The organism is Sphingobium sp. LMC3-1-1.1 (assembly GCF_040676285.1).
GTDB lineage: Bacteria > Pseudomonadota > Alphaproteobacteria > Sphingomonadales > Sphingomonadaceae > Sphingobium.
The window spans coordinates 192,795-210,837 of record NZ_JBEGHQ010000034.1 but is presented as its reverse complement, the minus strand read 5'-3'; the positions used below and the strand labels follow the sequence as shown (position 1 = coordinate 210,837).

The following is an 18,043-nucleotide window of genomic DNA, read 5'->3' as shown; positions in this document are numbered from 1 at the left end:
TGTCGGGGCCGTTCCTTGTTCCAGAACCCGAAGGCAAGATCAGGCGGCGAGCGCCTTCACCTTGTCGGTCACCACGGTCACGCGGGCGGTGAGCGGCGAGGTCACCTCGCTGGCCAGCTTGATCAGCGCTTCACTGCTCTTGGCCGCCTCCTTGGTGAATTCATCGAAGCTGCTGGAGAGCAGCTGGCTCTGCAGCTGGAAGAATTCGGTCGGCGTCTTCACGGTCGAGAAGCTCTTGAACGACGCGGTCGCCTTTTCGAAGCTCTTGCGGCTGTAATCCACGGCTTCCTGGCCGATGGTCTCAAAGCCCTTGGCCGCGATCTTGCCGGATTCGACCAGCGCTTCGACATTGCCTTTGGCGATGTCGCTGAACTCCTCAATCGCCTTGGTCGACTTCTCGACGCTCACCTTGGCCTTCTCGTTGAGGTCGGCGTAAACCGTCTCCAGCTTGGCCTTGGTTTCTTCAGCGAATTTCTTTCCGGTTTCGATCACATCGTTCATCATCTTCGTTCCTTCTGTGGCGGGCAGCAACATGGGCTCTAGCGGCCCGGCCTTGGACGACAGGCTCTTCGATAGGTCCGGTTGAGCCGGCTTGGGCTCCACGACCGGCTTTGACTGCGGCTTTTCCACCTCTGGCGCCGCAGCGATGGGGGCCGGTTGCGCCGCCGCTTCCTTCACCAGTTCCGGTTCGGGCGCGGCATCGACTGCCGTGGTCGCCGCGATCACCGCCACCGGATCAGCCTTCGCCACGGGCGCCGGCTTGGCGGCCGGTGCGGCAGGCTTGGGCGGTGCCGGCTTGCTGGCCGCAGGCTTTGCCGCCACCTTGGCCGGGACCTTGAGTGCCGCTTCGGCAGCCTTGAGCGCCTCGCTGGCGGACAGGGTCGACGACGCTTTTTTGGCGACGGGCTTTTTACGAACTGGCTTTGGGGTAACGGCCATGGACCAACCTCCATTTGTTGCACTGCACAATATAGGCATCGCATCGCCATTGCAAGCGTTTTTGTGCAGTGCAACAAATTTGCCATATACGGCCCGTCGCCCCGGCAAGGCGGGCTGCCGCAAAAACCGTTCAGCAGGAAGGAACTAGCGGCTTTTCACATAGCGGCCGGGCGCGTCCTCGATCGCCTTGAGTCGGCCCTTGCCGGGGCGGCGGGCACCCTTCACCGGCACCGTGGCGGGGGTCTGTCCGCGAATCCATTCGATCCAGTCGGGCCACCAACTGCCCCTGGTCTCCCTCGCCTGCGCGAGAAACGCCGCCAGGGTCGGCTGCGATTCGTCGCAGCTCCAATATTGATATTTGCCGGCCGCGGGCGGGTTCACCACGCCCGCAATATGCCCCGAACCCGCGAGGAGGAAGCGGATCGGTCCGGAGAAATGCTCGGTCAGCTTCCACACGCTTTCCAGCGGGGCGATATGGTCTTCACGTCCGGCCTGGACATAAGCGGGCGTCCTGACCTGGCGCAGGTCGATGGGCGTGCCCGCGACGCTGATCGCGCCGGGCTGCACCAGCAGATTGTCGCGGTAGAGCTGCGTCAGATAATCCTTGTGCCAGCGCGCGGGCAGGTTGGTGGTGTCGCCATTCCAGTAGAGCAGGTCGAAGGGCGGATAATCCTGCCCCAGCAGGTAGTTGTTGACCACATAGTTCCAGATGAGGTCGCGCCCGCGCAGCAGGTTGAAGGTCGCGGCCATGTAGCGTCCGTCGAGGAAGCCGCCGGAGGAAAGCTGCTCCACCATCTTCATCTGCTCGTCATCGACGAACAGGGCGAGGTCGCCGGCCTTGCTGAAATCGACCTGGGCGGTGAAGAAGGTGGCGCTCGCGACCTTGTCCGCCTCCCCCCGCGCCGCCAGCAGCGCCAGCGTGGCGGCGAGCGTGGTGCCCGCGACGCAATAGCCGATGGTGTGGACGCTCGGCACGTCCAGCAGGTCGCGCACCGTGTCGATCGCATCGAGCTGGCCGTTCAGGATATAATCGTCCCAGACCAGGTCCTTCATCGAGCCGTCAGCCGATTTCCACGACACCAGGAAGACGCTGAGCCCCTGATCCACGGCCCATTTGACGAAACTCTTTTCCGGCGACAGGTCGAGAATGTAGAAGCGGTTGATCCAGGGCGGGAAGATCAGCAGCGGCGTTTCCATCACCGTTCCCGTCGTCGGCGCATAATGGATGAGCTGGTAGAGCGGGGTTTCCTTGATCACCTTGCCCGGCGTGGAGGCGATATTCCGCCCCACCTCGAACGCCGTGCCGTCGGTATGGCTGAGCTGGCCCTTTTCCAGATCGGCCAGCATGTGCTTGAGGCCCTTGACCAGATTTTCGCCGCCGCTCTGGATCGTCCTCTGCACGACCATGGGGTTGGTCAGCGGGAAATTGCTGGGCGCGATCGCGTCCAGCAGGCCGGTGGTCGCGAAGCGCAGCTTGGCCTTTTGCCGGGGATCGACGCCGTCCACCGCATCGGCCATGCGCATCAGATAGTCGGAAAGCAGCAGATAGCTCTGCCGGATGAGGTCGTAAAAGGGATGCTCCGTCCAGGCCGGGTCGGCAAAGCGCCGGTCGCGGGCCGCCGCGGGACTGCCCGAAGGCGGCGGCTCCGGCTGGTCACGCAGCAGCCCACCCGACGTCAGGAAACGCTGCCACAGGGCAAGCCCCTCATCGGCGAAGCTGGTCTGGATGCGCGCCACCGCTTCCGGATCGAAGGGCAGCGTACGCCCGGTCGCGCCGGCCGCCTGCTCCAGCAGCAATTGCTGAGCGCGGCCCAGCACCTGGGTCCATTGCTGCATGTCCTGAAGCGTGGGGAGATGGGGTTCCATGACATCCTGTTCCTTCATGGCCACCTTCCTCCTCCTGGCATGGTCCGGTCTGCCGCTTTCTCTGGCGTGTCACGGGCTGGCGGGTTATAGCCGGATGGTGACGCGACGAATGCGCGTCACGCACTATTCCTCACAGCGAGCTTTCAGGAAAGCCCCAAATGTCCGAAGAATTCTACCGCATGAAGCGCCTGCCGCCCTATGTCATCGCTGAAGTGAACGCGATGCGGGCCGCCGCGCGCGCCGCGGGGGAGGACATTATCGACCTGGGCATGGGCAATCCCGACCTGCCGCCGCCCGACCATGTCATCGCCAAGCTGTGCGAGGTCGCGCAGAAACCGAGCGCGCACGGCTATTCCCAGTCGATGGGGATTCCGGGGCTGCGGAAAGCGCAGGCCAATTATTACGGCCGCCGCTTCGGCGTCGATCTGGACCCGGAGACGGAAGTCGTCGTGACCATGGGGTCGAAGGAGGGGCTGGCCAGCCTGGCCACAGCGATCACCGCGCCGGGAGACGTCGTGCTGGCGCCCAATCCCAGCTACCCGATCCACATGTTCGGCTTCATCATCGCGGGGGCGACGATCCGGTCCGTGCCGACGACGCCGGACGAGCATTATTGGCAGTCGCTGGAGCGGGCAATGGCCTTCACCGTGCCGCGCCCGTCCATTCTGGTCGTCGGCTATCCCAGCAACCCGACGGCAGAGACGGTCGATCTTGCCTTTTACGAGCGGCTGGTCGCCTGGGCGAAGGAGAACAAGGTCTGGGTGCTGTCCGACCTTGCCTATTCCGAACTTTATTATGACGGCAATCCGACGCCCTCCATCCTGCAGGTGCCGGGCGCGAAGGACGTCGCGGTCGAGTTCACCTCGCTCAGCAAGACCTATTCCATGGCGGGCTGGCGCATCGGCTTTGCCGTGGGCAACCGGCAATTGATCGCGGCGCTGAAGCGGGTGAAATCCTATCTGGATTATGGCGCGTTCACGCCGATCCAGGCGGCCGCCTGCGCGGCATTGAACGGGCCGCAGGACATCGTGCAGAAGAATCGCGAGCTCTATCACAAGCGCCGTGACGTGATGGTGGAGGCCTTTGGCCGGGCAGGATGGGACATTCCCGCCCCCCGCGCTTCGATGTTCGCCTGGGCGCCACTGCCGCCTGCATTGAAGGATATGGGCAGTCTGGAATTTTCCAAGCAGCTGCTGACCCATGCCAAGGTCGCGGTCGCGCCGGGCGTCGGCTATGGCGAGGATGGCGAGGGATATGTGCGCATCGCCATGGTCGAGAATGAGCAGCGGTTGCGCCAGGCGGCGCGCAATATCCGGCAATATCTGAAGTCGATGGGGGTCAACACCCCCGCCAAGGGCGCGGCCTGAGGGAGTATGGATGAGGCCGCACTCCTGCGAGGGCAGGAGTCCGGCTCCCTCCGTCCGGTGGCGCCTCCTGCGTTCGAACTGGATTCCTGCCGTCGCAGGCGCATGATTTCCTCATGCCTTGATGGCGTGCGCCCCATGCCATCATTTCGCCTCTTGCCATTTTCCTTGCTCTGCGCTGCTTTGACACGATGATCGCACTCCCCCAGGTTTCCCAGGTCGCCCAGACCATCCAGCTTGCGCTGGCCCCGGTCTTCCTGCTGACCGGCATTGGCGCATTCCTGAACGTCTGCGTCGGGCGGCTTGCGCGCATCATCGACCGGGCGCGGGTGGTGGAGGAAAAGATCCTCGGCTCCCGCGGCAAGGAACATGACCGGATGGTCAGCGAAATCCGCGTGCTGGACCGGCGGATGAGCGTGGTGAACGGCGCGATCTTCCTGTCGGTGGCGTCGGCCTGCGCCGTCTGTCTGGTCGTCATCCTGCTGTTCGCCGCCAATCTGCTGGGTTCGCATCTGGGCACGCCGATCGCGATCCTGTTCAGCCTGGCGATGGTGTTGCAGGCGGCAGCGTTCGGCACTTTCATCCAGGAAATCCGGCTTGCCTCGCGGACCATCCACATCCGCAACGAAGTCCTCTATCATCAGGTCGAGGAAGAGAGCGCGGAATGACGAAGTTCACCGTCAACGACCGGCCCGTCCAATATCGCATGGACCCGGCCACGCCGCTGCTCTGGGCGCTGCGCGACGCGTCCAACCTGACCGGCACGAAATATGGCTGCGGCACCGGCGATTGCGGCGCCTGCACGGTCGACATAGATGGCGAAGCCGTCCGGTCCTGCCAGGTGACGATCGCCGCGACCGAGGGGAAGTTCGTCACCACCATAGAGGGACTGTCACCTGATCGCGGCCATCCACTCCAACAGGTGTTCGCGGCGGACAATGTCTCGCAATGCGGATACTGCATTCCCGGGGTCATCATGGCAGCTTCGGTACTGCTGCGGCGGTCGGGCGATCCGAGCGATGAGGAAATCGACGCCGCGATCACCAATATCTGCCGGTGCGGCATCTATCCCCGGTTGCGCGGCGCGATCCAGCGTGCCGGCAGGGTGATGCGCGGCGAGGAAGTGGTGGACGCCGTGCCGCCATCGGGCATCACGCCGGAGGAGGCGGCGAAAGCGGTTCCGGCGCTACAGAATCAGCCGAAGCGATAGCCTGAAACGGCCCAGCCCAGCACGGTGCTGGCATGGTCGCGCACGGCCGCATCCCTGCCCCCCGCGCCCAGAGCGACCATCAGCGGCAGGAGATGTTCCTCACGCGGATGGGCGAAGTGGGCATGGGGCAGATCGGTCCAGGCGGCGATGCGTCGCGCCCGGCCGGCAGGGTCAGGGTCCGTGACGGCGTCGGTCAGGGCGTCGTCCCAAAGCTTCGCCGCCCCGGTTGCCTGCGCGCCGCGCACCCGCAGATTGTGGAAGCTGAGGCCCGAACCGACGATCAGGACGCCCTCGTCGCGCAGGGGCTCCAGCGCCCGGCCGGCGGCGATATGCGCTTCGGGGTCAAGGCCGTGGTGAAGCGAAAGCTGGGCGACGGGAATGTCGGCCTGCGGCAGCGCCACCTTCATCGGGATGAAGACGCCATGGTCCCAGCCGCGCGCTTCCTCCGTGCCGGTCTGGAAACCTGCCTGTTCCAGCAGATCGGCCGCGCGGCGGGCCAATGCGGGCGCGCCCGGCGCATCCCAGTGGAGCGTATAGGTGTGCGGCGGGAAGCCGTAATAGTCGAACAGCAGGCCGGGCCTTTCCCCGTCATGGACCGTGAAGCGGCTTTCCTCCCAATGGCCGGAGACCAGCAGGATCGCGCGAGGACGTTCCGGCAGGTTGGCGATGATGCCCGCCAGATAATCCTGCATCGGCTGCCACATCGGGTCGCAATGCGGCGTTTCAGGGTCGGCGGGATCCATGAAGAAGCAGGGGCCGCCGCCATGGGGAATGAACAATGTCGGTTGTCTCATCCCCGATAGATCGGATGGACGCAGCCGCGACGCAAGCGGAACCGGGGAAACGCATTGTTTCGGGCGGATGCCAGGGCAGCCTCTGTACGAAACGGCTAGGACGGATCGACATTCAGATGATGACGAGCCGAAAATGGTGGTTTTTCGTGACCCGGCGCGCAGCGTACTTCCAGTACGTGAGCACCGGAAGCACGGAAAGTCGCCATTTGCAGGCCGTCAGGGCTGAGTCGATCCGTCCTAAAGGACGGGGGCGATGGCCTGGGCCAGGGTGGCGCCGGAATAGGGCTTTTTGAGCAGCGTCACGTCGTCGAAGCGATCGGGCAGCTCCAGCCCATCGCCATAGCCGGTGGCGAAGAGGAAGGAGATGCCCTTTTCCGCCAGCAGTTCCGCCACGGGAAGGCTGGTTTCATTGCCCAGGTTGAAGTCCAGCACGGCCAGGTCGACCTCATGGTTTGCGATCGCCTCCCGCGCGCGGCTCACGCTGGCGGCGGTGATCACCTCGGCCCCCAGGTCGCGCAACGCATCCTCGCCGTCCATGGCGATGATCATATTGTCTTCGACGAGCAGCACATTGCGGCCCTTGAGCAGGGTCGGCGCGGGCGCGTGGACAATGCCGGCGCGTTCGGCGCCGATGACGTCGGGCAGGACGGAGGCGACATGGGCGGAGGGGATGCAGAAGTGCGCCTCCAGCCCGGAAAGGCGGTAATGCACCTCCACCCGGCCATCGAGATCATAGGGGATGGACCGTTCGATCACGGTCGATCCGAAACCCCGGCGCGTGGGCGCGAGCACGGCGGGCCCGCCGCTTTCCCGCCAATCGAGCAGCAAGCTGCCATCAGCATCGACGGTCCAGTCGATGGTGACGCTGCCATTGTCGGACAGCGCGCCATATTTGGCGGCGTTGGTCAGCAATTCGTGAATCACCAGCGCCAGCACCGTGAAGGCGGCAGGCGTCAGCAGGACGTTGGGGCCGGTCAGCGTCACCCGGTCGCGCCGCGCACCCAGATAGGCGGCCGATTCCACCTCGATAAGATCGTAGAGCCGGGCGGGCGCCCAGCGGTCCGCAGTGATCTGGTCGTGCGCCCGGGCCAGGGCATGGACGCGGCTTTCCAGCGTGTCGATGAACTGGTCGATCGACTGGGCGCTGTCGCGGGTCTGGGACAGCAGGCCCCGAATCAGCGAGAGGATGTTGCGCACGCGGTGGTTGAGTTCCGCGATCAGCAATTCCTGCTTTTCATGCGCCTTCCGCCGATCCTCATGCGCGGAATCGGACAGGCGCAATATGACCTCCAGCAGCGCGGTACGCAGAGCCTCCGCGACGCGCAGTTCGGCGGCGGTGAAGGGCGTCGCCGTGCCGCGCACCAGTTCCGACCACTCCTCGAAGCTCTTGCGCGGCGTCAGGCGCGGGCCGTTGGGGCCATATTCGACATGCTTTTCAGGACTGCCCGCCCAGCGTACCGAGCGAAGCTGTTCCGCCCGGAAAAGCACCACATAGTCGCGCGGGCGGCGCGAAAGCGGGATGGCGAGCAGGCCGGCCGCACGATCGGCATGGGCAGCCGCTTCAGGCAACAGGCGCGACAGATTTTCGGTGGCGAAGACCTGGCCAGCCGCCGCCCGGTTCAGCATGGCGACGATGGCGGCGAAGCTCCGCTGGTCGGGGGCAAGGCCGGAAAAGGCCATCTGGCCGTCGATATATACGCCCACGCCGTCCGCCGGGATGGTGTCGAAGATCACGTCGCCCAACCAGCGGGCGTTGGAGAGCAGGTCATGGTCCTGCGCCACCGCCGACATCAGCCTGTCAGCGACCTGCCGCGCCTTGCCCTCATAGGCGGCGGTTTCGCTCCGTTCCCGATTTTCGAGCATCATCGAGAAAATCTGGCCGAACAATTCGGCCGCGCTGCGCTGCGCGAAACTAGGCAGGCGGGGACCATAATGGTGGCAGGCGAAAAGGCCCCAGAGCCGCCCTTCGACGACGATCGAGATGGAGAGCGAGGCCCCCACCCCCATATTGCCGAGATATTCGATATGAATCGGCGAAACCGCCCGCGTCAGGCAGAGCGACATGTCCAGCGCCGCGCCCGACGGATCGAGCTGCGGCACGATGGGAACCGGCTTTGCCCGAACATCCGCGATTACCCGGAAGATGTTGCGCAGGTAGAGCGCCCGCGCCTGCGCTGGTATGTCGGACGCGGGATAATGCAGGCCGAAAAAGCTCTCGACGCCCGGACGCAGAGCTTCGGCGACCACTTCCCCATCGCCACCGTCCGCGAAGCGATAGACCATGACCCGGTCGAAGCCGGTCAGCGCCCGCACCTGGCGCGCGCCGTCCCGCAGGAAGGCCGCCATGCCCTGCGTCTGGCCAAGCCGCGACACCATGGAGCGGACCGTGCTGCTCGCCTCCATCTCGTCGCGGGACGCCGGTTCCGCCTCGATCACGACCAGCGAGCCGGAGAAATGGACGGCCACGTCGAAGGGCGCGATGCCGTCTATCAGCGTGAGCGAGAAGATGCGCTCGACCGCGTCGGGACCGCGCAACAAGGTGATGCGGTTGCGCAGGGAGTGGACCGCCTCCCCGCTGAAGATCGCGCTGATCGGCTGGCCCAGCATCTGCTCTGGCGAAAGGCCGATATGGTCGGCGCTGTTGGCGGATACGCGCGACACCAGCCAGTCGGCGGTCAGCGCGATCAGGAAACCGAAGGGCTGGACCGTACCGAGCACATGGATCGGTTCCCGGTCGCAATTGTCGAGGTCGACGGCGAAATCCTGAGCCAGAATATCGCCATCAGCCATGAAGCGGCGCCATTTCGAGGGCCGCCGCCGCGAACAGATCGAATGCCGCACTGGCACCGCGAATCGCCTCGTCGATCCATGTCCTGCCGCCCTTGGCAGCGGCGGCGTCCAGCCGGCGCTGGAAGGCCGCCCAGCCGCCCTTTTCATGCGCCGCGCTCAGATAGGCGCGGGGCAGGCCGGAGCCGACGCGGCGGGCGAGCATGGCCCCGCCTAGCCGTGATCCTTCCAGCGTATAGCGGACGCCCCAGCGATAGGCATCGGAAGGGGGTGTCGGCGCAGCAAGCGGCGCGGGCAGCGTTTCGTTCAGAGTCGCAAGATCCTGCGCCAGTTGCGGCAGGCGCGGCGCGTCCGGCCGGATCATGGCCTCCAGCGGGGCCAGCGCGCGGGCATGCGCCCTCAAAAAAGCGGCATAGCCGGGCTGGTCGTCCAGCGAAAAGCGCGAGAACAGATCATCGACTCGCTGATGGCTTTCCATCGTCGCTTGACGCAGGGCCTGTCGAGCGCTGCCGGCAGTGGGCGTTATCGTCACCCCGCATCCCTAAGGGGGTTTATCGAGCACCGCACTGATCTGGATCAGCTTTCCTTATAACATTGGTTATATTTCCCGGCAGTTCGGCGCAGAGTGCGTCCCGCCGCAGGCTGCGGATTCTTTCAGATCGCTGACAGTCAAGTTCAGCATCACGACATCGCCCCCCGTTTAAAAGCGGATTATGAGGGGCGAATGGCCCCGCAAGATGAAGGCGAACGGCATGTTGAGGAAAATGATGCTGGCGGGCTTGATGACCGCGACGGTTCTGGGCGGGATCGCCCCGGCCTATGCCCAACGGGGCGATGATGGCGGCTGGCGCGGCCGCGGCGGCGAACGGGCGGGACGCCCGGAAGGCGGCCGTGGCGGATCCGGCAATGGACAGGCGCAGCGCCAGTGGCAAGGTGGCGGCGAGATGCGGCAGCAGCGCTGGCAGCAACAGCAGGCGCCGGCCGCCCCGCCGCCGGCACCGGCCGCGCAGCCGCAATGGCGTGGCAACAATGCGCGGCCGAACGCGCAAGGGCCGGCCACGGTCACCCGCTGGAACCGCGACCAGCAGCGGTTCGAGACATCCCCGCGCGGCGACGACAGGAACGGCCGCGACTGGAACGACCGCGATCGGCGCAACGGGCAGGACGGTCGGCGGGATTGGGACCGGAATGATCGGGACCGGAATGATCGGGACCGGCGCGACGACCGGCGCTGGAACAATGGCGACCGGCGTTGGAACGGCGGCAACCCGGGCTGGAACAGCGGGGCGCGCTTTGACGACCGTACACGGTGGCAGGGGCAGAGGCGCTGGGACAATGGCTGGCGCAACAACCGCCGCTATGACTGGTACAGCTATCGCTCCCGCTATGGCGACCGTTACCGGATCGGCCGCTATTATGCGCCAAGCGGCTGGGGCTATGGCTATTCGCGCTTTTCGATCGGGATCTACCTGAACAGCCTGCTCTATTCGAACAGCTACTGGATCGACGATCCCTATTATTACCGCCTGCCGCCTGCCTACGGCTCGCTGCGCTGGGTCCGCTATTATGACGATGCGCTGCTGGTCGACATACGCGACGGCTATGTGGTCGACGTGATCCACGATTTCTTCTGGTAACGCCGGAAGACAGGCGCTCCTGAACTGGCCTTCAGGAAACACTGGGTCCGGAGCCGGGAGGTTCCGGGCCCTTTTCATTTGCGCCGAACGCCCGCACGGTGGCAGGAGAGCGGCATGAGCGAGATTGTTGACGATGGCGGGGTCGCCTCCGCAGCACGGGCGCGGATCGGAGAGATGGTGCGGGCGCGGCTGGACCGTAATCCGATGGTCAGCCGGATCGATACGCCAAGACTCGAAATCTATGGACGGCAGGAATTTCTGAGCGCGGAGGAATGCGACGGCCTGCGGGAACTGATCGATGCGGGCGCGCAGCCCTCCACCCTGTTTTCAGGCAGCGCCAATGCCGATTACCGCACCAGCGCAAGCTGCCATCTCAGCCCCTGGAGCCCGCTGGTCAGCGGGATCAGCGACCGGATCTGCGCGCTGATGGGCCTGGCCGGAGAGCATGGCGAAACCCTGCAGGGGCAGCGCTATCAGCCCGGACAGGAATATAAGGCGCATTGCGACTATTTCCCGGTGACCGCCAGTTACTGGCCGGCCATGATGAAATCCGGCGGGCAGCGCAGCTGGACGGCGATGATCTACCTGTCGCCGGTGGAGGCGGGCGGGGAAACGCATTTCCCCCATTGCGAATTCATGGTCCCGCCTGTCGAGGGCATGCTGCTGATGTGGAACAATATGGAGCGGGATGGATCGCCCAACCTCCTCAGCCTGCACGCCGCGCGTCCGGTGGAGCGGGGCGTCAAATATGTCGCCACCAAATGGTTTCGCGAGCGTCCCTGGAAGCCCTGAGTGCCACGGATGCTGATACAAAGTGCGACATAAATGACTGATTCCTGACCGTTTCATTCCCGACATGTTCAGGTGACCGGGTGCATATCTGTCTTCGTGGTCGGCGGAACCGGCGGGGCGCGGGAAAGTTACCCTCTCCCCACCGGACTTCAGCCACCAGGCAATGGGAGAAGACCTATGCGTAAATTCATTATCTTGGGCCTGATGGCCGTAACAGTGATGCCGGGCGCCGCCATGGCCCAGTCTCGCGCCGAGGTGCGCGACAGCGCCCGTGATCTGCGCCACGAACAGCGCGACCTGCGCGATGCCGAGCGCTATGGCAGCCGGCACGACGTGCGGGAAGAGCGGCGCGACGTGCGCGAGGCGCGGCAGGAATTGCGGGAGGATTGGCGCGATTACCGCCGTTCGCACCGTGACGTCTATCGCGGCGGCAACTGGCGCGCCCCGTTCCGCTACAACCGCTGGGAGGTCGGCGCGCGGCTTCGGCCGACCTATTACAGCTCGCGCTACTATATCGCCGATCCCTATCGCTATCGCCTGCCGCGCCCCGGCGTGAACCTGCGGTGGGTGAGGCATTATAACGACGTGCTGCTGGTCAATGTGCGGACCGGCCGGGTGATGGAAGTGCATCGCGGCTTCTTCTGGTAAGCAGCAGAGCGGTTTCCAGGCACGCGCAACTGGTCGCTGATCAGAAACCGCGGAAAGCAGGGAAGCTGGAGCGGCGATCTGGATCGATCAGATCGCCGCTCCAAAGCTCAATCCGAGCCTGCCCAATCCAAGCCTCAATGACGAAACGGCCCCCGACGAATGTCGAGAGGCCGTTTCCTTTGGCGCCAAGGCGCCGATGGTCCAGCCTGCACCCCTTGGCCGCGCCGCTCGTTTCCGGGCGGGCGCGGCCGATGGCACGCGCCAGGCGCGCCATCAGTCCGAAAGGGGGTGGACCATATGCCGAAACGCCCGGCGCCCCGTTATGTTCCGCCGTCCCCCGTTCAGGCGGCCAGTGCTTCCCCGATCAGCCGGCGGCTGTTTTCCACGCCGTAAAGCGCGATGAAGCTGCCCATGCGCGGCCCCTGGTCGGCACCCAGCAGTGTCTGGTATAGCGCCTTGAACCAGTCGCGCAGCTCGGCAAAGCCATAGGCTTCGTCCTTGCCGATAGCATAGACGATATTCTGGATATCCTCCGCCGTGGCGCCTTCGGGCAGGGCGGCGAGTTCCGCGTCCAGCTTGCGCAGGGCGGCGGCTTCGCTCTGGGTGGGCGCGCGGCGCTTGAGCGTCGGGGCGACGAAATCCCGGTGATAGGCCAGCGCGTGGCCGATCAGCGCGTCCAGCTCCGGATAGCTTTCGGCATTGGCATCCGCGACATAATTCTGGAGATAGCCCCAGACCTGTTCGCGGCTGGCGTCGCCCATCACGCCGACCAGGTTCAGCAGCAGGCCGAAGGTCACCGGCAGGCGTCCCTGCGGCAGCTTGCCATCATGGATATGGTGGACCGGATTGCCGAGCTGCTGCTCCACCGGCTGGCCCGGATAATTGCCGCGGAACTGCCAATATTCGTCGACCGCGCGGGGAATGACGCCCATGTGGAGCTGCTTCGCCTTCTTCGGCTCGCGATAGGCGTAGAAGGCCAGGCTCTCCTGCGGGCCATAGGTCAGCCATTGCTCGAGGCTGAGGCCGTTGCCCTTGGACTTGGAGATTTTCTCGCCCTTTTCGTCGAGGAACATCTCGTAATTGAAGCCTTCGGGCGGGCGGGCACCCAGGGCGCGGCAGATCTTCGAGCTTTGCGTGACGGAATCGATCAGATCCTTGCCCGCCATCTCATAATCGACGCCCAGTGCGACCCAGCGCATCGCCCAGTCGACCTTCCATTGCAGCTTGGCGGCGCCGGACAGGATCGACTGCTCGATCACCTCGCCCCCCGGAACAGAGTTGTCCTCGAAGCGGACCAAGCCCTTGTCGGCATCGATCACCTCGACCGGCACCTGAAGCACGATGCCGCTGCTGGGCGAGATCGGCAGGACCGGCGAATAGGTCGCCTGCCGTTCCTTGCGCAGCGTCGGCAGCATGATGTCCATGATATCCTGATAATGGCGCAGGACATTCTTCAGTGCGTCGTCAAAAACCCCGGACCTGTAGCGCTCCGTCGCGGAGACGAATTCATAGTCGAAGCCGAAGCGGTCGAGAAATTCCCGCAACATCGCATTGTTGTGATGCGCGAAGCTTTCATATTTCCCGAACGGATCGGGCACCTGCGTCAGCGGCTTGCCCAGATGCTGCGCCAGCATCGCCTGGTTGGGCACATTGTCCGGAACCTTGCGCAGGCCGTCCATATCGTCGCTGAACGCAATCAGGCGGGTCGGCACGTCCGACAGCGCATGAAAGGCGTTGCGCACCATGGTGGTGCGCAGCACTTCGTTGAACGTGCCGATATGCGGCAGGCCCGAGGGGCCATACCCCGTTTCGAACAGCACATGGCCTTTTTCAGGCGCGCCGTTCTGATAGCGCTTCAGGAGCTTGCGGGCTTCCTCATAGGGCCAGGCCTTGGACGCCTGCGCGGCGGTGCGGATGTTTTCGGACACGGTCATGATGCGTCCCCCTAAGCATTTTCGCGGCCGTTGGAAACATCTGACGAATCGGAAAACAACATGATGGAAAGCGGATCGGCAAAGCCGGCGTTAACGTCGATCAATGTCCAGACCGGATGCAAGGCAGCGGTTCCAGGTGCCGAAATGGAGATGAACGGCGCTTTTCGAGACCCGATGTTTAACTTTGATTAACCCTGATGACCTATATTTATCGGGAGCTTAGAGCTGGTGTGACCATGACGCGGTTGCGGAACGGCAAGGCTTGTCGGGTACTGGCCAGGTCGCGACAGACCGCCCGACCGATCCGCCTCATGGTCAGGCCAGCCCTTCACACAGCTCAGGAGGGACCATGCAGCCGCGCAGCCGTCAAAGAATAGCCGTCGATATACCCGTCGTCGTGACGACCGTGCTCGACAGCCTTGAAGGAACCATCGTCGACCTGAGCGAAGGCGGCGCCCAGATTGCGGGCTGCGGCTTGCCGGTGCGCAGCCAGTGCCAGATCGACTATGACGGCCATATCGTTTTCGCCACGGTGCAGTGGTCCGAAGAGGATCGCATGGGCATCCGCTTTCCCTATGAGCTGACGGACGGACCGCTATTCGACCGGCTGGAGATTGCACGGGCGGCGCAGCTTGCCCCGACGGCCTTTGCGCCGCGGTCGCCGGCACCGCGACCGGCGGGCGGTTTTGGCCGTCGCTTCAGCTGAATTCCGCGCTTTTCAGGTTTCCCTTTTGTTCCCGTTGTCCTAAGCGGGACGGGTGATCGATCCCGCCGCCCTGCCCGCCCTGCATGCCAGCCATGGCGGCATCTGGATCAGGGAGGGGGATCGGACCGCGGCCGTTCCCAAGGGCACGGCCATTGCGCGGACGGCCGAGACGCCGACGCTGCTGCTGAACGCGCCGCTGACCGGACAACGGCTGGGTTATCCCGATCTCAATGGCCTGGACCTGCTGGAACTATGGGCCTTCATCCATCCCGCGCGCTTTCTTGTGCCGACGCCCAAGGGGCTGGCGGAAGCGTTGAACCTGCCTCGTCCGGCCAGTGAATCGGATATTCCCGCATTGTTGCAGGCGGCGACCGGCGCGCTGCTGGCGATGCTGGAATCCCCTGCATGGATCGAGCGCGAGGGCGGCTGGACGGCGGCGCAATCGCTGCACCGGCTGCGCTGGCCCTGGGCGCCGCTGGTGGCGCCGCGCATTGCCCGGCCGAAGGAAGCGGAGCGCTGGCTCTTTTCCAAGCTGCCCGAATGGGAGGAAAACCCGCCCCGCCCCGCCCCGCGCACCATATCGCTGCAATCCGATGCAGTGGTGGCGCGGTTGCAGCAATTGACCGGCACTGGCGCCGAAGCGCGGCCGGGGCAACAGGCCTATGCCGCCGCAGCGGCGGAGGTGTTCCACCCCAGGGCGCATCGCGACCAGCCCAACATGCTGCTGGCGGAAGCCGGAACGGGGATCGGCAAGACGCTGGGCTATCTCGCCCCTGCATCGCTCTGGGCCGGGGAAGCACAGGGCACGGTGTGGATTTCGACCTATACCAAGGCTTTGCAGCGGCAACTGGACCGGGAAAGCCTGCGCCTGTTCCCCGATCCCGCCGTGGCGGCGAAGCGGGTGGTGGTGCGCAAGGGGCGGGAAAATTATCTTTGCCTGCTGAACCTGGAGGATGCGCTGCAGGGCGGCTTTGCGGGGCGAGCGGCGATATTGGCGCATCTGGTCGCGCGCTGGGCGGCGTTCACCAAGGATGGCGACATGATCGGCGGCGACCTGCCGGGATGGTTGCCGACGCTGTTCCGGCGCAACGGATCGACGGCGCTGACCGACCGGCGCGGCGAGTGCATCTATGCGGGCTGCCCCCATTATCGGAAATGCTTCATCGAGCGATCGACGCGGGCATCGGCGGATGCCGACATCGTGATCGCCAATCATGCGCTGGTGATGATCAATGCGGCGCGAGGGCGCGAGACCGGACAGGCGCCGCAGCGCATCGTGTTCGACGAGGGCCATCATCTGTTCGATGCGGCTGATTCGACCTTCTCCGTCGCGCTTTCCGGGCAGGAGGCGATCGAACTGCGCCGCTGGGTCATGGGGCCGGAGGGTAATTCGCGCGGGCGGCGGCGCGGACTGGCGGCGCGCCTGTCCGACCTTGCCAGCTATGACGAACAGGGCGGCGAGGCGATCAGGGCGGCGGCGGACGCGGCACGGGCGCTCCCGGCCGATGAATGGCTGAAGCGGGTCGTCGCCGGGGAACCCTTCGGGCCGGTCGAGGCGCTGCTCGCTGCGGTGCGCGGCACTGTCTATGCGCGGGCGGCCGACGGCGGCGAGGCGGATGCCGGCTATGGGCTGGAGACGGAACTGGCCGAACCGGACGGGACGCTGGTCGAGGCAGCACAGGAGGCGGCTCAGGCGCTCGACAGTCTGCTGCGCCCCCTGACCCATCTGGGCAAGCGGATGGAGGCGGTGATCGAGGAAGCGCCCGACTGGCTGGACGGCGCGGCGCGGGCGCGGGTCGAGGGGGCGATCGCCTCGCTTGGCTGGCGGCGCGATCTGGTGACGGCCTGGCTGGCGCTGCTGGCGCGGATCGGTGGACCGGCGGACGCGGATTATGTCGACTGGCTGGCCGTGGAGCGGATCGAGGGGCGAGAATATGACATCGGCATCCATCGCCACTGGCTGGACCCGACCCGCCCGCTGGCGCAGGCGGTGCTGAAGCCGGCGCAAGGCGTGCTGATCACCTCCGCCACGCTGAAGGGCGGCGGCGACTGGGACAATGCGATGAGCCGGAGCGGCGCCAACCACCTGCCGCGGGGGGCCGGGCGGTTCGAGGCGAACAGCCCCTTCGATTATCCGGGCCGGTCGGAAGTGCTGATCGTCACCGATATCAAGCGCGGCGACATTGCGGCGCTGTCCGGCGCCTATGCCCGGCTGATCGAGGCGGCGGGCGGCGGAACGCTTGGCCTGTTCACCGCGATCCGGCGGCTGCGCGCCGTGCATGCGCGGATCGCAGACCGGCTGGCGCGGGCGGGGTTGCCGCTTTACGCGCAGCATGTGGACCCGATGGATACGGGCACGCTGATCGACATTTTCCGCGACGATCCCCGCGCCTCCCTGCTTGGTACCGACGCGCTGCGCGACGGCGTGGATGTGCCCGGCCATTCGCTGCGGCTGGTGGTGATGGAGGGGGTGCCCTGGTCCAAGCCGACCGTCCTGCATGCCGCGCGCAAGCTGGCGGCCAGCAATCAGGGCGGCGGCGGCAGCGCCTATGACGATCGGCTGATCCGGGCGCGAATGGCGCAGGCCTTCGGCCGGCTGATCCGGCGGGCGGAGGACCGGGGAAGCTTCGTCATCCTGTCCGCGGCCATGCCCAGCCGATTGTTGAGCGCCTTCCCCCCCGGCACGCCGATCCGCCGCCTGACGCTGGACGAGGCCATCATATCCGTCAGCGGCCAATCCCGCGCTGGTCTTAACGGGAATGCAACGCTAGGGCTTCAGGGACTCGACGCCGGCACCCACGACCTGGAGCAAAAATGAAGCGGTTGATCCTGTTCCGTCACGCCAAGTCCGATTGGGACGATCCGGTTGCGCGGGATTTCGACCGTCCGCTGAACAGCCGGGGGGAAAAGGCGGCCCTGGTGATGGGCGAATTCGCCAGGGCGCAGAATATCCGTTTCGACATGGTGGTCGCTTCCCCGGCGGTGCGGGTGGTGGAAACGCTCAATGTCTTCTTCACCGGCTATGGCGAGGTGATCGATCCGCATTGGGACCGGCGCATCTATCTTGCCTCCACCCCCACCCTGTTCGACGTGATCCGCGACCTGCCGGACGATGTCGACAGCGTGCTGATGTCGGGGCATAATCCGGGGCTGGAGGAACTGGTCCTCGACCTTGTCCCCGATGATGGTGCCAGCCCGCTGCGCGAGGATGTGGAGGTGAAGTTCCCGACCGCCTCCATCGCCGTCATGGACCTGCCCATCACGCATTGGAGCGAGGCAAAGCCCAACATCGCCACCCTGGCCCGCTTCACGCGGCCGCGCGACCTGGACCCGGCACTGGGGCCGGGGTCGCGCTGAGTAGCGCCG

General features: G+C 65.4%; 15 protein-coding genes. 9 read left to right on the top strand and 6 right to left on the bottom strand.

Features of this window, described 5'->3' with window-relative positions; all coding sequences use genetic code 11:
* Window positions 1-39: 39 nt before the first annotated feature.
* A complete protein-coding gene (locus MRBLMC3_RS17210) occupies window positions 40-939 on the bottom strand; it encodes a phasin family protein (protein ID WP_363755607.1) in 900 nt (299 codons plus the stop codon).
* Window positions 940-1,083: 144 nt separating this feature from the next.
* On the bottom strand, window positions 1,084-2,823 hold the full coding sequence (locus MRBLMC3_RS17205) for a PHA/PHB synthase family protein (protein ID WP_363830757.1): 1,740 nt from the start codon (window positions 2,821-2,823) through the stop codon (window positions 1,084-1,086).
* A 140-nt stretch (window positions 2,824-2,963) separates the two neighbouring features.
* On the opposite strand from MRBLMC3_RS17205, the gene MRBLMC3_RS17200 reads away from it, so the two are divergent.
* From MRBLMC3_RS17200 to MRBLMC3_RS17190, 3 genes are all read left to right on the top strand, one after another.
* Window positions 2,964-4,172 (top strand): LL-diaminopimelate aminotransferase, encoded by a 1,209-nt coding sequence (locus tag MRBLMC3_RS17200; RefSeq protein WP_133653531.1) that lies wholly within the window; start codon window positions 2,964-2,966, stop codon window positions 4,170-4,172.
* Window positions 4,173-4,360: 188 nt separating this feature from the next.
* The gene (locus MRBLMC3_RS17195) at window positions 4,361-4,837 is read left to right on the top strand and encodes a DUF2721 domain-containing protein (RefSeq protein WP_363830754.1); all 477 of its coding nucleotides are present in this window, start codon (window positions 4,361-4,363) and stop codon (window positions 4,835-4,837) included.
* Entirely contained in the window at window positions 4,834-5,379 is a 546-nt protein-coding gene (locus MRBLMC3_RS17190; RefSeq protein ID WP_133653533.1) for a (2Fe-2S)-binding protein, read from the top strand. The genes MRBLMC3_RS17195 and MRBLMC3_RS17190 overlap by 4 nt, the downstream gene beginning before the upstream one ends.
* Here MRBLMC3_RS17190 and MRBLMC3_RS17185 read toward each other — a convergent pair.
* The 3 genes from MRBLMC3_RS17185 to MRBLMC3_RS17175 form a co-directional block, all read right to left on the bottom strand.
* On the bottom strand, window positions 5,364-6,173 hold the full coding sequence (locus MRBLMC3_RS17185) for a DODA-type extradiol aromatic ring-opening family dioxygenase (protein WP_363830750.1): 810 nt from the start codon (window positions 6,171-6,173) through the stop codon (window positions 5,364-5,366). The two genes, MRBLMC3_RS17190 and MRBLMC3_RS17185, sit on opposite strands and share 16 nt — an antisense overlap.
* A gap of 237 nt (window positions 6,174-6,410) precedes the next feature.
* Window positions 6,411-8,963, bottom strand: coding sequence for an HWE histidine kinase domain-containing protein (locus MRBLMC3_RS17180; protein WP_363738737.1), 2,553 nt, complete (start codon window positions 8,961-8,963; stop codon window positions 6,411-6,413).
* Window positions 8,956-9,438 carry a biliverdin-producing heme oxygenase gene (locus tag MRBLMC3_RS17175; protein WP_363830747.1) on the bottom strand — a complete coding sequence of 161 codons (483 nt, stop codon included), beginning with the start codon at window positions 9,436-9,438 and terminating at the stop codon, window positions 8,956-8,958. Before MRBLMC3_RS17175 ends, MRBLMC3_RS17180 begins: the two co-directional genes overlap by 8 nt.
* 274 nt (window positions 9,439-9,712) lie before the next feature.
* On the opposite strand from MRBLMC3_RS17175, the gene MRBLMC3_RS17170 reads away from it, so the two are divergent.
* The 3 genes from MRBLMC3_RS17170 to MRBLMC3_RS17160 all read left to right on the top strand — a co-directional run bounded on the left by MRBLMC3_RS17170 (window position 9,713) and on the right by MRBLMC3_RS17160 (window position 12,037).
* Window positions 9,713-10,597 carry an RcnB family protein gene (locus MRBLMC3_RS17170; RefSeq protein ID WP_363830744.1) on the top strand — a complete coding sequence of 295 codons (885 nt, stop codon included), beginning with the start codon at window positions 9,713-9,715 and terminating at the stop codon, window positions 10,595-10,597.
* Between the two features lie 114 nt (window positions 10,598-10,711).
* A complete protein-coding gene (locus MRBLMC3_RS17165) occupies window positions 10,712-11,389 on the top strand; it encodes a prolyl hydroxylase family protein (RefSeq protein WP_363755601.1) in 678 nt (225 codons plus the stop codon).
* A 177-nt stretch (window positions 11,390-11,566) separates the two neighbouring features.
* A complete protein-coding gene (locus MRBLMC3_RS17160) occupies window positions 11,567-12,037 on the top strand; it encodes an RcnB family protein (RefSeq protein ID WP_363830741.1) in 471 nt (156 codons plus the stop codon).
* Window positions 12,038-12,378: 341 nt separating this feature from the next.
* Here MRBLMC3_RS17160 and MRBLMC3_RS17155 read toward each other — a convergent pair whose 3' ends face one another.
* Window positions 12,379-13,971, bottom strand: coding sequence for a lysine--tRNA ligase (locus MRBLMC3_RS17155; protein WP_363738729.1), 1,593 nt, complete (start codon window positions 13,969-13,971; stop codon window positions 12,379-12,381).
* Window positions 13,972-14,320: 349 nt separating this feature from the next.
* Between MRBLMC3_RS17155 and MRBLMC3_RS17150 the strand changes: the two genes are divergently transcribed.
* Genes MRBLMC3_RS17150 through MRBLMC3_RS17140 form a run of 3 tightly spaced genes read left to right on the top strand, consistent with a single transcriptional unit; the run spans window position 14,321 to window position 18,034 of the window.
* Window positions 14,321-14,677: a PilZ domain-containing protein gene (locus tag MRBLMC3_RS17150; protein WP_363830738.1), complete on the top strand. Its 357-nt coding sequence runs from the start codon at window positions 14,321-14,323 to the stop codon at window positions 14,675-14,677.
* 52 nt (window positions 14,678-14,729) lie between these two features.
* Complete coding sequence (locus MRBLMC3_RS17145; RefSeq protein WP_363830735.1) at window positions 14,730-17,495, top strand: ATP-dependent DNA helicase; 2,766 nt, start codon at window positions 14,730-14,732, stop codon at window positions 17,493-17,495.
* Window positions 17,492-18,034, top strand: coding sequence for a SixA phosphatase family protein (locus MRBLMC3_RS17140; RefSeq protein WP_363830733.1), 543 nt, complete (start codon window positions 17,492-17,494; stop codon window positions 18,032-18,034). Before MRBLMC3_RS17145 ends, MRBLMC3_RS17140 begins: the two co-directional genes overlap by 4 nt.
* Window positions 18,035-18,043 lie beyond the last annotated feature (9 nt).

Bases quoted from the DNA above. Each gene is read 5' to 3' on its own strand.
- MRBLMC3_RS17210 (WP_363755607.1), bottom strand. From the start codon at position 939: ATGGCCGTTACCCCAAAGCCAGTTCGTAAAAAGCCCGTCGCCAAAAAA.
- MRBLMC3_RS17205 (WP_363830757.1), bottom strand. From the start codon at position 2,823: ATGAAGGAACAGGATGTCATGGAACCCCATCTCCCCACGCTTCAGGAC.
- MRBLMC3_RS17200 (WP_133653531.1), top strand. From the start codon at position 2,964: ATGTCCGAAGAATTCTACCGCATGAAGCGCCTGCCGCCCTATGTCATC.
- MRBLMC3_RS17195 (WP_363830754.1), top strand. From the start codon at position 4,361: ATGATCGCACTCCCCCAGGTTTCCCAGGTCGCCCAGACCATCCAGCTT.
- MRBLMC3_RS17190 (WP_133653533.1), top strand. From the start codon at position 4,834: ATGACGAAGTTCACCGTCAACGACCGGCCCGTCCAATATCGCATGGAC.
- MRBLMC3_RS17185 (WP_363830750.1), bottom strand. From the start codon at position 6,173: ATGAGACAACCGACATTGTTCATTCCCCATGGCGGCGGCCCCTGCTTC.
- MRBLMC3_RS17180 (WP_363738737.1), bottom strand. From the start codon at position 8,963: ATGGCTGATGGCGATATTCTGGCTCAGGATTTCGCCGTCGACCTCGAC.
- MRBLMC3_RS17175 (WP_363830747.1), bottom strand. From the start codon at position 9,438: ATGGAAAGCCATCAGCGAGTCGATGATCTGTTCTCGCGCTTTTCGCTG.
- MRBLMC3_RS17170 (WP_363830744.1), top strand. From the start codon at position 9,713: ATGTTGAGGAAAATGATGCTGGCGGGCTTGATGACCGCGACGGTTCTG.
- MRBLMC3_RS17165 (WP_363755601.1), top strand. From the start codon at position 10,712: ATGAGCGAGATTGTTGACGATGGCGGGGTCGCCTCCGCAGCACGGGCG.
- MRBLMC3_RS17160 (WP_363830741.1), top strand. From the start codon at position 11,567: ATGCGTAAATTCATTATCTTGGGCCTGATGGCCGTAACAGTGATGCCG.
- MRBLMC3_RS17155 (WP_363738729.1), bottom strand. From the start codon at position 13,971: ATGACCGTGTCCGAAAACATCCGCACCGCCGCGCAGGCGTCCAAGGCC.
- MRBLMC3_RS17150 (WP_363830738.1), top strand. From the start codon at position 14,321: ATGCAGCCGCGCAGCCGTCAAAGAATAGCCGTCGATATACCCGTCGTC.
- MRBLMC3_RS17140 (WP_363830733.1), top strand. From the start codon at position 17,492: ATGAAGCGGTTGATCCTGTTCCGTCACGCCAAGTCCGATTGGGACGAT.